Here is a 13,721-nt window from a genome sequence, read left to right on the forward strand (position 1 = left end):
CGATCAACGCTGTGGAGAGGTCGGGCGCTTGGCCCCTGGGTCCCGGCTTTCGCCGGGATGACAGCAAAAATGCGCAAGCTTCCGCCGCCCCCAACTTCCCCCCAAGGAACCACCCCCATGCGATTGATCAATCGCCGGCCGGACCGGTCCTTATGGCTGATCCTGGCGGTGCTGCCCTTTCTGGCGCTGCTGATCGCCTATGCCGCCGGTTCCGCCGTCCGGTTGGCGGAAAACCCGGCGGACAAGCTGTTGCCGGGGCTGACCGCTTTTGCCGACGCCATTGACCGCATGGCGCTGGAACCCGACAAGCGTACCGGCGATATCCTGCTCTGGGTGGATACCGGCGCCAGCCTGACAAGGCTGGTGGCGGGCATCGCCATCGCGGCGGCGGGCGGTTTGCTGGTGGGGATGCTGGCGGGCCTGCTGCCGCTGGCCCGCGCGGCACTGTCGCCCTTTGTCACCGTCGTGTCGATGGTGCCGCCGCTGGCCGTGCTGCCCATTCTGTTCATTGTGGTCGGTCTGGGCGAGGCATCGAAGATCACCCTTATCGTCATCGGCGTGATGCCCGGTCTGATCCGCGACCTGATGCTGAAGATCGACGATCTGCCGCGCCAGCAACTGATCAAGGCGCAGACGCTGGGGGCCAATAGCTGGACAATTGCCATTCGCGTGGTGCTGCCGCAAATCCTGCCGCGCTTGATGGACAGCATCCGCCTCAATCTCGGCCCCGCCTGGCTGTTCCTGATTTCGGCGGAGGCGATTGCCAGTGAAAGCGGCCTTGGCTACCGCATCTTCCTGGTCCGCCGCTATCTGGCGATGGATGTCATCCTGCCCTATGTCGCCTGGATCACGCTGCTCTGCTTCCTGATGGATTGGGGCCTGCGGGCCGCCCAGTCCCGCGCTTTCCCGTGGTTTGATCGTGCGAGGACCGGCCAATGACCGCGATCAGCGTCAAGAATGTCTGGAAGGAATATGGGGAACAGGTGGTGCTGGAACGCATCAATCTGGAAATCGCCCCGCGTTCCTTCGTGGCCCTGGTCGGCCCGTCCGGCTGTGGCAAAACCACCTTCCTGCGCATGTTGCTGTCCGAGGAACTGCCGACGCGTGGCGAGATCACCATTGATGGTGTGCCCCTGTCGCCGGAGCCGGGGCCCGATCGCGGGGTGGTGTTTCAGCGCTATTCCGTGTTCCCGCACCTGACGGTGCTGGGCAATGTGATGCTGGGGGCGGAACTGCGCGGCAGCCGGCTGCTGGGCCGGCTGTTCGGGTCTTCCCACCGACAGGCCCGCGATGATGCGGCGGCACTGCTGGACGCGGTGGGCCTGTCGCACGCGCTGGATAAATATCCGGCCCAGCTTTCCGGTGGGATGCAGCAACGTCTGGCCCTGGCCCAGGCGCTGATCGCCCGGCCCAAGGTGCTGTTGCTGGATGAACCGTTCGGCGCGCTGGACCCCGGCATCCGCGCCGATGTGCATAAGCTGATGCGCCAATTATGGCACCAGCACCCGATGAGCGTGGTGATGGTGACGCATGATCTGTCGGAAGCCTTCCATCTGGCCACCCGCGTCATCGCCTTTGACCGCACGCGGACCCTGCCGGAGGAACGGCTGCGCTATGGCGCGTGCATCACCAACGATATTGATGTCTGGCCCAAACGGGTGGCCGGACAGCCCGATTTCGGGCGCGACCCCGCCCATCTGCCCAGCCGGGACGACCCGGCGCTTGACCCTGGGCAATCTGACCGGGACGACCCGGCCGACGCTGCGTGAGGAGTGTGGAGATGCCACGCCAGACCCAAGCACAGATCGCCGCCAACCGGGCGCGTTATCTGGAACTGAAACAGGCAGCCCAGGGGGCGGCCCCCCTGGTGCTGCCCCCGCCCACGGCGCGTGATGCCGCCCCCATCGCCGATGCTGCCGTGCTGTTGCGCGAACAGGTGCCGGGCGGCTGGTACTGGACCGGGGTGATCCGCCGGGGGCAGGTGCTGCGCATCCTGAACAGCCAGGGCACGCCGGGCGTCAGCCTGCTGGCCTGGAACAAGGCAGACCCGTCGGAACGGTTCAACCATGCCGACACGATCAAGATTCAATGGACCGCCGCCCTGCGCAAAGGCCGCGTTCTGTTCTCCGACATGGGCCGCGTGCTGCTGTCCATTGTGGAGGATACCAGCGCTCGGCATGACACGGTGATTGGTGGCTCCACCCCGGCCAGCGTCGCCCGGCTTTATGGCCCCGATAGCGGGGTGCGCAATGCGCGCGACAATTTCATTCTGGCGGCCGGTAAGCATGGGCTGGGGCTGGCCGATATCCCGCCCTGCATCGGTTTCTTTGCCCCGGTGTCGGTGCAGGCCGATGGCGGTTTTGCCTGGGATAGCGCTGGCGTGGTGCCGGGCGATTTCGTCGATCTGCGGGCGGAGATGGATTTGATCATCGCTGTCTCCAACACCCCCCATCCGCTGGCCCTGGCGGTTGAACCGCTGCCGGTTGATCTGGTGATCCACCAGGGGGCGGCACCGGCCGCCGATGATCTGTGCCGTACCGCCACGGCAGAGGCCGTGCGCGGGTTTGACAATACCGACCGCTATCTGTCGGCCTGAAAGGGGGAGGCACCATCATGACCAGCAGCTTTACGCCCGTTCTTTCCCCCCGCGACCCGGCCACGGCCATTTTCCGCGAAACCGTGCCGGCGACATATCCCTGGTCCGGCTTTGTGAAAAAGGGCCAGGTGATCCGCATTGTTGACAGCGAGGGCTGTCAGGCGGTGGACACCTTGTTCTACAGCACCGCCGACCATACCGAACGTTACAGCGCCCAGGATACGGTGCTGGCCCAGGGTACGCCCTATATCGGGCCGGGATCGGTGCTTTATTCCAATCGCGGTCAGGTGATGGCCGAGTTGGTGGCCGATACCTGCGGCCAGCATGATACATCCGCCGGGGCTTGTTCCTGTGAAAGCAATACGGTGCGCTTTGGCCAGCACACCCGTTACATGCATGCCTGTCGGGAAAACTTCCTGATCGCCGTGTCACGCCATGGCATGACCAAGCGGGACATTGTGCCCAACATCAATTTCTTCATGAATGTGCCGTTCGATACCGAAGGTGGCTTGGCCATTGCCGATGGCGTGTCGGCACCGGGGGCCTATGTGGAGTTGGTGGCGCGGATGGATTTGCTGTGCGTCATTTCCAACTGCCCGCAGGTGAACAACCCCTGCAACGCGTTTGACCCGACGCCGATTGAGATTTTGGTTTGGGAGGGGTGAGGGGAGCCGGCCTTTCCATTACCCGTCATCCCGGCGAAGGCCGGGATCCAGGTTCGTAGAGCAATGCGCTCGTGGCCTCTGGACCCCGGCCTTCGCCGGGGTGACGGGTGAGAGAGCGCGGACGGCAGCCCCAAGACGGCATGGGAATGACCCAACGCCATCCCTCCCCCCATCCCCCAAAGGAATCCCCCCCATGTTCACCAAGGTTCTGATCGCCAATCGGGGTGAGATCTGCGCGCGGGTGATAAAGACCCTGCGGCGCATGGGCATTGCCTCGGTCGCCGTCTATTCCGATGCCGACCGCTTTACCCAACCGGTGCTGTCAGCAGATGAGGCGGTGCGTATCGGCCCGCCGCCCGCCAAGCAGTCCTATCTGGATATCGATGCCGTCATCGCCGCCTGTCAGGCCACGGGTGCACAGGCGGTTCACCCCGGCTATGGCTTCCTGTCGGAAAATGCCGGGTTCGTCGAACGGCTGAACGCGGCCGGCATTGCCTTCATCGGCCCGCGTGTCGAACATTTACGCGATTTCGGCCTGAAACATACCGCGCGCGCCTTGGCCCGTGCGGCCGGGGTGCCGCTGCTGCCCGGCAGCGACATTCTGGCCGATATTGAACAGGCCCAGGCGGAGGCAGCGCGCATCGGTTTCCCCGTCATGCTGAAAAGCACGGCGGGCGGCGGCGGCATCGGGATGCAGCTTTGCCATAGCGCCGATGAACTGGCCGCCAAATTCGCCGCCGTACAGCGTATGGCGACCAGCAGCTTCGGCGATGCCCGCGTCTATCTGGAACGCTTCGTGGCAGAGGCCCGCCATGTCGAGGTGCAGATTTTCGGCGACGGCAAGGGCGGCGTGGTGGCGCTGGGGGAACGCGATTGCTCCCTGCAACGCCGCAATCAAAAGGTGGTGGAGGAAACACCCGCCCCCGGCCTGCCCGATGCGGTGCGCGCGCAGTTGCGTGATGCCGCCGTGGCGCTGGGACAGAGCGTGCAATACGCCTCCGCCGGCACCGTGGAGTTCATTTATGACGTGGCGCGTGAACAGGTCTATTTCCTGGAGGTGAACACCCGCCTGCAGGTCGAACATCCGGTGACGGAAGCTGTGTTCGGCGTTGATCTGGTGGAATGGATGATCCGCCAAGCGGCGGGAGATTTCACCCTGCCGGCCCCGGAAAGCCTGATCCCGCAAGGGGCCGCCATCGAGGTTCGGCTTTATGCGGAAAATGCCGCCGCTGATTTCCGTCCCTCCACCGGCCTGCTGACGGAGGTGCGTTTCCCCGACAACATCCGCGTGGATGGCTGGGTGAATACAGGCACCGAGGTGACGGCCAATTACGACCCTATGCTGGCCAAGCTGATTGTCCATGCTGACAGCCGCGATGCGGCGATTGATCAATTGTCGGCGGCACTGGCTGCCTCCCGTGTGGCGGGGATTGAAACCAACCTGTCGTACCTGCGCGCCATCATCGGGTCGGATATTTTCCGGCAAGGCAAGGTGGCTACCTCTGTGCTGAAGGATTTCCCCTTTACCCCGGCAACGGTGGAGGTGTTGAGCCCTGGTGCCCAGACATCCATCCAGGATTGGCCGGGGCGGTTGGGCTATTGGGATATTGGCGTGCCGCCATCGGGGCCGATGGATGATCTATCGTTCCGGCTGGCCAACCGGCTGTTGGGCAATCCGGAGGGGACGGCGGCGCTGGAATGCACGCTGACGGGGCCAAGCTTGCGCTTCAACCAGGCCACAAAGGTGGCGCTGGCCGGGGCAGCGATGGTGGCCACGCTGGACGGCGTGGCTGTGCCGCATGGCGTGGGTTTTGACGTGGCGGCAGGGCAAACCCTGGCGCTGGGCCGCATCCAGGGGCCGGGGCAGCGCACATATCTTGCGGTGGCCGGTGGTTTTGATGCGCCGGAATATCTGGGATCGAAATCCACCTTCGCGCTGGGTCGTTTCGGTGGCCATGCCACCGGCTGCCTGAAGGCGGGCGACACGCTGGCGCTGGCCGGTGGGCCGGTGGGGCAGGCCGAACCATTTGCCGCTCCAACCCTGACCCATGAATGGGTGCTGGGCGTGCATTACGGGCCACATGGTGCGCCGGATTTCTTCCAGGAAAGCGATATTGCCGACCTGTTTGCCGCATCATACGAGGTGCATTTCAATTCCGCCCGCACCGGCGTGCGGCTGATCGGCCCCCGCCCGGCCTGGGCGCGGGCCGATGGCGGGGAGGCGGGGCTGCACCCGTCCAACATCCACGACAATGCCTATGCCATCGGGGCGGTGGATTTCACCGGCGACATGCCCATCATCCTGGGCCCCGATGGCCCCAGCCTGGGCGGCTTCGTCTGCCCCGTGGTGGTGGCACGGGACGAGTTGTGGAAGGTCGGCCAGTTGCGGCCAGGGGATAAGGTGCGGTTTGTGCCGGTGACATACACCAGCACCTACACTGACGCTGCCTCTACCGTCACCCCGGCGAAGGCCGGGGTCCAGGGGCCACAAGCGCTTTGCTCTACGAACCTGGACCCCGGCCTGCGCCGGGGTGACGGAAATGAAGCAGCAAAGCGTATCACCCACGCCACCCTGCCATCCCCCATCCTGTCCCGTATCGATGGCGATATCCCCGTCACCTATCGCCGGGCGGGGGATGATTATCTGCTGGTCGAATATGGCCCGATGGCGCTGGATTTGGGCATCCGGCTGCGGGTGCATCTGCTAGTCACGGAATTGCGGGCACGCAACCTGGCCGGCATCATCGACCTGACGCCGGGCATCCGGTCCTTGCAGGTACATTATGACAGCCACCAGCTGAAAACCGCCACCCTGCTGGGCGTGCTGGCGGAGATTGAGGGCGGGCTCGGCGATATTGCCAATGCCCGCATTCCCAGCCGCATCGTGCATCTGCCCTTGTCATGGAACGATGCCCAGGTGCGGCTGGCCATGACCAAATATCAGGAACTGGTGCGGGCAGATGCCCCCTGGTGCCCGGACAATATCGAATTTATCCGTCGTATCAACGGCTTGGAATGCCAAGATGATGTAAAGCGTATCGTGTTCGATGCGCATTACATGGTCTATGGGCTGGGCGATGTCTATCTGGGGGCCCCGGTGGCCACCCCGCTGGACCCGCGCCACCGGCTGGTGACCACCAAATATAACCCCGCCCGCACCTGGACGCCGGAAAATGCCGTGGGGATCGGCGGGGCCTATATGTGCATCTATGGCATGGAAGGGCCGGGCGGGTACCAGCTGTTCGGGCGCACCATCCAGGTCTGGAATAGCTGGCGCTCCACGCCCGTGTTCCAGCAAGATAAGCCCTGGCTGCTGCGTTTCTTCGATCAGATCAAGTTCCATCCGGTGTCGGAGGCGGAACTGGCCGACGCGCGCGAGGCCTTCCCCCATGGCCGTTACCCGATCAAGATCGAGGAAACCGAATTCAGCTACGCCGATCATCTGCGCTTCCTGGCCGACAATGGCGACAGTATCGATGCCTTCAAACGCACCCAGCAGGCGGCGTTTGAGGCAGAGCGGGAAGACTGGAAGGCTAAGGGGCTGGACAGTTTCGTCAGCGATGATGGCGGCCCAGCGGGGGATGAAATGGCCCTGCCCGAAGGCTGCATCGGCGTGGAAACCGGTGTGACCGGCAATGTCTGGAAAATATTGGTGGAGCCGGGCCAGCTTGTGGCCGCCGGTGACACCATCCTGATCCTGGAAAGCATGAAGATGGAGATGGACGTGAAAGCCGCCAGTGCTGGCCGGGTGCGGGAAATCACCGCCAAGCCGGGCCGCACCGTCAATGCCGGCCAGACCGTCGCCATTCTGGAGGAGATTGCCTGATGTTGCCGGAAAAACTGACCATCCATGGGCTGACGGAACTGTACCGCAGCGGTGCGATCACCCCGACCCTGGTGGTGGAGGAAATACTGGCCCGGCTGGCGGCCAACCCCGACCCCGCCATCTGGATCAGCCTGGTGCCGGCAGCGGAACTGCGCGCGGCGGCGGCGGAACTGACGGCAGGGGAGTATAAAGCGGATCAGCCGCTCTGGGGCATTCCCTTTGCTGCCAAGGATAATATTGACGCCAAGGGCCTTGCCACCACTGCCGCCTGTCCCGCCTTCGCCTATCAGCCGGTGGCTGATAGTACCGTGGTGGCCAAACTGCGGGCGGCAGGCGCGCTGCTGGTGGGCAAGACCAACCTGGACCAGTTCGCCACCGGGCTGAACGGCACGCGCAGCCCCTATGGCGCGCCGCGCTGCGTGTTCGACATGGAGTATATCTCTGGCGGGTCCAGCTCCGGTTCTGCGGTGGCCGTGGCGCGGGGGCAGGTGGCCTTTGCGCTGGGCACCGATACGGCGGGTTCGGGCCGGGTGCCCGCCGCCTTCAACGATCTGGTGGGGATCAAGCCGACCAAGGGCTTGCTGTCCACCCAGGGCATGGTGCCGGCGGTACGCTCGCAGGATTGCGTCACCGTGCTGGCGCATTCTGCCGCCGATGGCGATCTGGTACGACGGGCGGCGGAGGGTTTCGACGGGGCCGACCCCTATTCCAGACCGGCGGGGTTCCATTCCCTGAAGCTGGAGAAATTCCGTTTTGGGGTGCTGTCGGGGGCGGAACGGGAGTTTTACGGTGATGACGCTGCCGCTGCCCTGTACGATGCCGCCATTGACCGGCTGGTGACATTGGGTGGCACGCCAGTACCATTTGATTACAAGCCTTTACACGAATGTGCTCACCTGCTTTATGGCGGCCCTTGGGTGGCCGAACGGCTGGCCGCGGTGGAAGCTTTCATTGCCGGCCACGCCGCCGATATGAACCCGACAGTCAGCGCCATCATCGAGGGAGCAAAGGGTAAAACAGCGGTAGAGGCCTATCGCGGCCACTATGCGTTATCTACCTATAGTCAATATATCAATGGCTTGTGGCGTGATCTTGATGTTCTGCTGCTGCCCACAGCCCCCACCATCTACAAGGTCGCGGATATGCTGGCTGACCCGGTGGGGCTGAACAGCAACCTTGGCCGCTACACCAATTTCGTGAACCTGCTGGATTGCAGCGCCGTGGCGGTGCCGGCGGGCTTCACCCCGGCGGGGTTGCCCTTCGGCGTCACCCTGGTGGCCCCCGCCTTTGCCGATGCCGATCTGGCTGTGCTGGGCGACCGGCTGCACCGGGCAGCACGAGCCGACCTGCCAGGGCCGGCGCTTGCCCCGGTGCCGGCCCCCGATGCGCTGCCCATCCTGGCGGTGGGGGCGCATCTGTCCGGGATGCCGTTGAACCATGAATTGACCAGCGTGGGCGGCCGGCTGGCGGGATTGGTGCGCACGGCGCCCGATTACCGGCTTTACGCGCTGGCCGGCACCGTACCGCCCAAGCCGGGGCTGGTGCGCGATCCCGGTTTTGCCGGACCGGGGATTCTGGCTGAAGAATGGTTGCTGCCACCCGCCGCCTTGGGTGCCTTCATCGCCCGCATCCCGGCCCCGCTGGGGGTGGGCAAGGTGACGCTGGCCGATGGGCGGCAAGTGACCAGTTTCTTGTGTGAATCCTATGCCTTGGAGGGTGCAACGGAGATCACGCATCATGGTGGCTGGCGTGCCTATCGGGCCTCCATCGCCTGAGTTAGGGGCGGAACAGCCGGCTGTTCCGCCTTACCTCCTCTGCGATGAATTCCGCTGTCACCCTGATACGGGATAGGTGGCGCAGGTCAGAATGGATCAGCAGCCAGAAACTGCGGATCAAACTGACCTCGGCGGGTAGCAACCGCACCAGATCGGCATGGTCATTCACCAGGAAGCAGGGCAGCACGGCAATGCCGGCCCCGGCTTCCACCGCACGGAACTGGGCGACCAAACTGGCGCTTTTCAACTGCGGGCGGATATCGCGGGAAATCTGCGGCAGGTAATCCAGCTCCGGCGTATAGAGCAGATCGTCAATGTACGATATGAACCGGTGGCCGGGCAGGTCGGCCACGGATGCAATGGGTGGGCTGGTCGCCACATAGGAACGGGCAGCATAGAGCCCCAATTCATAATCCGTTAGCTTGCGACCATGCAGCCGTCCGGCATCCGGCTGGGCAAGGGAGATGGCGATATCCGCTTCTCGCTTGGACAGGCTGAACAGGCGCGGCATGGCCACCAACTGCACCTCCAGGTCTGGATGGCGGGCGGCCAGTTGGCCGATGCGGGGGGCCAGAAAGAAGCTGCCGAAACCATCCGGCGTGCCGATGCGCACCGCCCCTGACAGGCTGCCGGAACTGCCGGCCAGATCCTCCATGATGGTCATGGCCAGCCCCTCCATCGCCTCCGCGCTGGCCAGCAGGCTTTCACCCTGGGCGGTCAGGCTGTAGCCGGTGGCATGGCGTTCAAACAGGTTGGCCCCCAACGCGCGTTCCAGCGATTGCAGCCGCCGTCCCAGGGTGGTGTGATCCACCCCCATGCGCCGGGCGGCAAGGGTTAGCCGCCCGCTGCGGGCCACGGCCAGGAAACTTTGCAGATCATCCCAATCAAATTGCCCGGCCATCAACGTACCTGCGTGGAAAATCGCACAACGGATGGGGTAAACTTCGCATGGATGTGCGCATCACCGCAATGGTAGGGGTTGGTTGTGGCAGAAGACCATGATCCCCCTTGCCGTGGTGGAATAAGCCCACCCACTTCACAAGTGTGATCCAAACCGGGAGGAACGGCCTTGACCCTTGATGCCATCTGCACCACGCGCGGCCCGCTGGGGCATATTCTGCTGAACCGGCCCAAGGCGCTGAACGCGCTGACCCTGCCGATGGTGGAGGTGATTGCCCCGGCCCTTGCCGCCTGGGCTGCCGATCCCGCCATCAAGGCGGTGGTGATCCGGGGGGCGGGCGACCGCGCCTTCTGTGCCGGGGGTGATGTGCGCGCCATCTGGGATGCCGGGCTGCAGCGCAAGCGTGGGGAAGGGGCGGGGGCGCTGACGGCGGCCTTTTTCGCCGGGGAATACCGGCTGAACCGCCAGATCAAGCATTTCCCCAAGCCCTATGTCGCCTTGATTGATGGCATCACCATGGGCGGCGGGGTCGGGCTGTCTGTCCATGGCAGCCACCGGGTGACGACAGAAAAGACGCTGCTGGCCATGCCGGAAACCGGCATCGGCCTGTTCCCGGATGTTGGCGGGACGTGGTTCCTACCCCGGCTGCCGGGGCGGTTGGGGCTCTATCTGGGGCTGACGGGCGCGCGGGTGACGGCGGGGGATCTGGCCTATGCCGGCATCGCCACGCACCATAGCCGCAGTGAGGCCCTGGACGATCTGGAGCGCGACCTGGAAACGGCCTTGTCCAGTGCGCCCGATGCCAATTCGGCGGTGGAGGCGGTGTTGGGCCACCATGCCGCCACGCCGGACGAACCCACCCTGCCGGCCCACCGCGACGCCATTGACCGCTGCTTTGATACCGACAGCATCGAGGGTATTTTCGCCAGGCTGGAGAATGAGGGCAGCGACTGGGCGGCCAAGACACTGGCCAGCTTGAAAACCATGTCCCCCACCAGCCTGAAAGTGACATTCGAGCAGTTGCGGCGGGGGGCCGAGCTGGAATTTGATGATTGTATGCGGCTGGAATTCCGCATGACCCAGGCGGTGATGGATGGCCATGATTTTTATGAAGGCATCCGGTCCGTGCTGGTGGACAAGGACCGCAACCCGAAATGGCAGCCGGCGAGCCTGGATGCGGTGGACCCCGCCTTCATCGCCCGCCATTTCGCCCCGCCAGCGGATGGCGACCTGACTTTTCCGGGCTGAGTGTTGGTGCAGTGTAGGTGTAACAAAAATAGCTCTTACAACCGTCACCCCGGCGCAGGTCGGGGTCCAGTTTCGTAAAGCAAGGGGCCTGTGTTCTGGACCCCGACCTGCGCCGGGGTGACGGGATAGGATGGTTCAAATTGAATCAGACAGCCCCACCCCTCACATAATAACCTGATCGGGAGGAAGACCATGGCGACGATTGCTTTCATCGGGCTTGGCAATATGGGCCTGCCGATGGCCAATAACCTGTTGAAGGGCGGGCATCGGGTGATCGGTGTCGATCTCGCCCCAGCCAATCTGGCCGCCGCCGCAGAAGCGGGGATTGAAACCGGGCCGGTGGCGGGTGAGGCTGCATCCCAGGCCGATGTGGTTGTCACCATGCTGCCCGCCGGCCCGCATGTGCGGGCCGTCTATGGCAATGCCGGCGGGGTGATCGATAGCGCCAAACCCGGCACCCTGTTCATCGACAGTTCCACCGTGGATGTGGACAGCGCCCGTGCTGTGGCGTCCCAGGCGGAAAAGGCGGGGCACCTGATGCTGGATGCCCCGGTTTCCGGCGGCACCGGCGGGGCGGCGGCGGGGACGCTGACCTTCATGGTCGGCGGGTCGGATGCGGCCTTTGACAAGGCCAAGCCCTATCTGGAACTGATGGGCAAGACCATCGTTCATGCCGGCGGCCCAGGCACCGGGCAGGCGGCGAAAATCTGCAATAACATGGTGCTGGGCATTTCCATGATCGCCGTGTCGGAGGCGTTTGCCCTGGCCGACAAGCTGGGCCTGGATCGACAGAAGCTGTTCGATATTTCCAGCAAATCGTCGGGCCAATGCTGGTCGCTGACCTCTTACTGCCCGGTGCCGGGGCCGGTGCCGACCTCGCCCGCCAACCGGGATTACCAGCCTGGTTTCGCGGTCGATATGATGTTGAAGGATTTGAAGCTGGCGCAGCAGGCGGCTGCCAGTGCCGGCGCATCAACCCCCCTTGGCGCGCAGGCGGCGGCGCTGTATCAGCTATTTTCGGCGGCGGGCCATGGCGGGCTCGATTTCTCCGCCATCGTGAAAATGCTGCAGGGGAAATGACCATGGACGGCGTGAAAAGCGGCAACCTCTATCACCTGATTGAAAGCCGCTTTCCCGCCGATATGCAGGCCCGTTTCATCACCCTGATGGACGGGCCGCGCCAGGGCGTCTGGTACACATACGCCGATCTGGTCTCCATCTCTGCCCGCTTCGCCCATGCCATGGTGCAACTGGGGGTGAAGCGGGGGGACCGGGTGGCGGTGCAGGTGGAAAAAAGTGCCGAAAACCTGTTCCTTTACCTCGCCACCCTGCGACTGGGTGCCATCTATCTGCCGCTGAACAGCGCCTATCAGAAGGCAGAAATCGCCTATTTTCTGGAAGATGCCGAACCGGCTTTGTTCGTCTGCCGACCGGAGGATGAGGCCGGGATGCGGGAACTGGCCGCCCGCTATCATGTGCCAGCATTGGCCACCCTGGGCATTGCCGCCGATGGCAGCCTGCCGGACATGGCCCTGAATCTCAGCCATCATTTCGATACCGTACCGATGGCGGCGGATGATCTGGCGGCGATCCTCTACACGTCTGGCACCACCGGGCGGTCAAAGGGGGCGATGACCAGCCATGGCAATCTGGCCAGCAACGCCCTGACCTTGCATCAGTTTTGGGGGTTCAAGACAGGTGACGTGCTGCTGCACGCCTTGCCGATTTTCCATGTACATGGGCTGTTCGTTGCCACCAACACCACCTTGTTGAACGGCGGTTCCATGCTGTTTTTGGGCAAGTTCGATGCTGACCGGCTGGTGGAATTGCTGCCGCAGGCCACGGTTCTGATGGGCGTGCCCACCTTCTATACCCGCCTGCTGGCCCAACCTGGCTTTACCCGCGATCTGGTGGCGCAGATGCGCCTGTTCATCAGCGGGTCCGCCCCGCTGCTGGCCGATACGCACCGGGAATTCAGCGAACGTACCGGCCATGCCATCCTTGAACGTTATGGCATGACGGAAGGCGGCATGATCACCTCCAATCCGCTGGTGGGTGACAGGGTGCCAGGCACGGTAGGCTTCCCCCTGCCGGGGGTGGAATTGCGCATTACCGATGATCAGGGGCAGGCCGTGCCCACCGGCACGATTGGCCAGATTGAATTCAAAGGCCCCAATCTTTTCAAAGGTTACTGGAAGAAACCTGAGAAGACGGCTGAGGATATGCGGGCCGATGGTTTCTTCATCACCGGTGATGTCGGCAAGCTGGATGAACGCGGCTATGTGCATATTGTCGGTCGCGCCAAGGATTTGATCATCTGCGGCGGCTTCAACGTCTACCCCAAGGAGGTGGAGACGTTCCTGGATGGGCTTGATGGCGTGGTGGAAAGCGCCGTCATCGGCCTGCCGCACCCGGATTTCGGGGAGGCGGTGGCCGCCATCGTACAGAAAAAGCCGGGCCGTGATGATGTGACGGAAGCCGGCCTGATCGCCCAGACAAAGGAAGCCCTGGCCAATTTCAAGGTGCCCAAGCGCATCTGGTTTGTGGAGGAACTGCCCCGCAACCAGATGGGCAAGGTGCAGAAGGCGGCCCTGCGGGAACAGCACAAGGCCAGCTTCACCGGCCCCGCATAGTCTGCACCCGGCCCGCCATACCCCACGCCACGTGCCCTGCCGCGGCCAATATGGTTTGCTGGCCGACATTAGCGTTT

Annotated in this window: 10 protein-coding genes; 9 read left to right on the plus strand and 1 reads right to left on the minus strand. The window is 63.9% G+C overall.

Translation table 11 applies throughout. The features are described from left to right. Window positions 1–117 precede the first annotated feature (117 nt). The 6 genes from CHB97_RS06190 to atzF all read left to right on the plus strand — a co-directional run bounded on the left by CHB97_RS06190 (window position 118) and on the right by atzF (window position 8,862). On the plus strand, window positions 118–939 hold the full coding sequence (locus CHB97_RS06190; RefSeq protein ID WP_089287090.1) for an ABC transporter permease: 822 nt from the start codon (window positions 118–120) through the stop codon (window positions 937–939). Beyond that, a complete protein-coding gene (locus tag CHB97_RS06195) occupies window positions 936–1,769 on the plus strand; it encodes an ABC transporter ATP-binding protein (RefSeq protein WP_089287091.1) in 834 nt (277 codons plus the stop codon). The genes CHB97_RS06190 and CHB97_RS06195 overlap by 4 nt, the downstream gene beginning before the upstream one ends. A gap of 11 nt (window positions 1,770–1,780) precedes the next feature. After that, window positions 1,781–2,596: an urea amidolyase associated protein UAAP1 gene (locus CHB97_RS06200; RefSeq protein ID WP_200819840.1), complete on the plus strand. Its 816-nt coding sequence runs from the start codon at window positions 1,781–1,783 to the stop codon at window positions 2,594–2,596. Window positions 2,597–2,613: 17 nt separating this feature from the next. Beyond that, entirely contained in the window at window positions 2,614–3,261 is a 648-nt protein-coding gene (locus CHB97_RS06205) for an urea amidolyase associated protein UAAP2 (RefSeq protein ID WP_089287093.1), read from the plus strand. A gap of 193 nt (window positions 3,262–3,454) precedes the next feature. Beyond that, on the plus strand, window positions 3,455–7,087 hold the full coding sequence (gene uca / locus CHB97_RS06210) for an urea carboxylase (RefSeq protein ID WP_089287094.1): 3,633 nt from the start codon (window positions 3,455–3,457) through the stop codon (window positions 7,085–7,087). Further along, entirely contained in the window at window positions 7,087–8,862 is a 1,776-nt protein-coding gene (gene atzF / locus CHB97_RS06215) for an allophanate hydrolase (RefSeq protein WP_089287095.1), read from the plus strand. The genes uca and atzF overlap by 1 nt, the downstream gene beginning before the upstream one ends. 1 nt (window position 8,863) lies before the next feature. Here the strand turns inward: atzF and CHB97_RS06220 are convergent, their stop codons facing one another. After that, window positions 8,864–9,763, minus strand: coding sequence for a LysR family transcriptional regulator (locus CHB97_RS06220; protein ID WP_089287096.1), 900 nt, complete (start codon window positions 9,761–9,763; stop codon window positions 8,864–8,866). A 168-nt stretch (window positions 9,764–9,931) separates the two neighbouring features. On the opposite strand from CHB97_RS06220, the gene CHB97_RS06225 reads away from it, so the two are divergent. The 3 genes from CHB97_RS06225 (at window position 9,932) to CHB97_RS06235 (ending at window position 13,644) form a co-directional block, all read left to right on the plus strand. Beyond that, window positions 9,932–11,011, plus strand: a complete 1,080-nt coding sequence (locus CHB97_RS06225) for an enoyl-CoA hydratase/isomerase family protein (RefSeq protein WP_089287097.1) — start codon at window positions 9,932–9,934, stop codon at window positions 11,009–11,011. Between the two features lie 192 nt (window positions 11,012–11,203). Next, on the plus strand, window positions 11,204–12,091 hold the full coding sequence (gene mmsB, locus CHB97_RS06230) for a 3-hydroxyisobutyrate dehydrogenase (protein WP_089287098.1): 888 nt from the start codon (window positions 11,204–11,206) through the stop codon (window positions 12,089–12,091). A gap of 2 nt (window positions 12,092–12,093) precedes the next feature. Next, on the plus strand, window positions 12,094–13,644 hold the full coding sequence (locus CHB97_RS06235; protein WP_089287099.1) for a malonyl-CoA synthase: 1,551 nt from the start codon (window positions 12,094–12,096) through the stop codon (window positions 13,642–13,644). Window positions 13,645–13,721 lie beyond the last annotated feature (77 nt).

Origin of the sequence: Azospirillum sp. RU38E (assembly GCF_900188385.1) — a bacterium.
Lineage (GTDB): Bacteria > Pseudomonadota > Alphaproteobacteria > Azospirillales > Azospirillaceae > Niveispirillum.

Coding starts and splice junctions, on each gene's coding strand:
- CHB97_RS06190 (WP_089287090.1), top strand. CDS start 118: ATGCGATTGATCAATCGCCGGCCGGACCGGTCCTTATGGCTGATCCTG.
- CHB97_RS06195 (WP_089287091.1), top strand. CDS start 936: ATGACCGCGATCAGCGTCAAGAATGTCTGGAAGGAATATGGGGAACAG.
- CHB97_RS06200 (WP_200819840.1), top strand. CDS start 1,781: ATGCCACGCCAGACCCAAGCACAGATCGCCGCCAACCGGGCGCGTTAT.
- CHB97_RS06205 (WP_089287093.1), top strand. CDS start 2,614: ATGACCAGCAGCTTTACGCCCGTTCTTTCCCCCCGCGACCCGGCCACG.
- uca (WP_089287094.1), top strand. CDS start 3,455: ATGTTCACCAAGGTTCTGATCGCCAATCGGGGTGAGATCTGCGCGCGG.
- atzF (WP_089287095.1), top strand. CDS start 7,087: ATGTTGCCGGAAAAACTGACCATCCATGGGCTGACGGAACTGTACCGC.
- CHB97_RS06220 (WP_089287096.1), bottom strand. CDS start 9,763: ATGGCCGGGCAATTTGATTGGGATGATCTGCAAAGTTTCCTGGCCGTG.
- mmsB (WP_089287098.1), top strand. CDS start 11,204: ATGGCGACGATTGCTTTCATCGGGCTTGGCAATATGGGCCTGCCGATG.
- CHB97_RS06235 (WP_089287099.1), top strand. CDS start 12,094: ATGGACGGCGTGAAAAGCGGCAACCTCTATCACCTGATTGAAAGCCGC.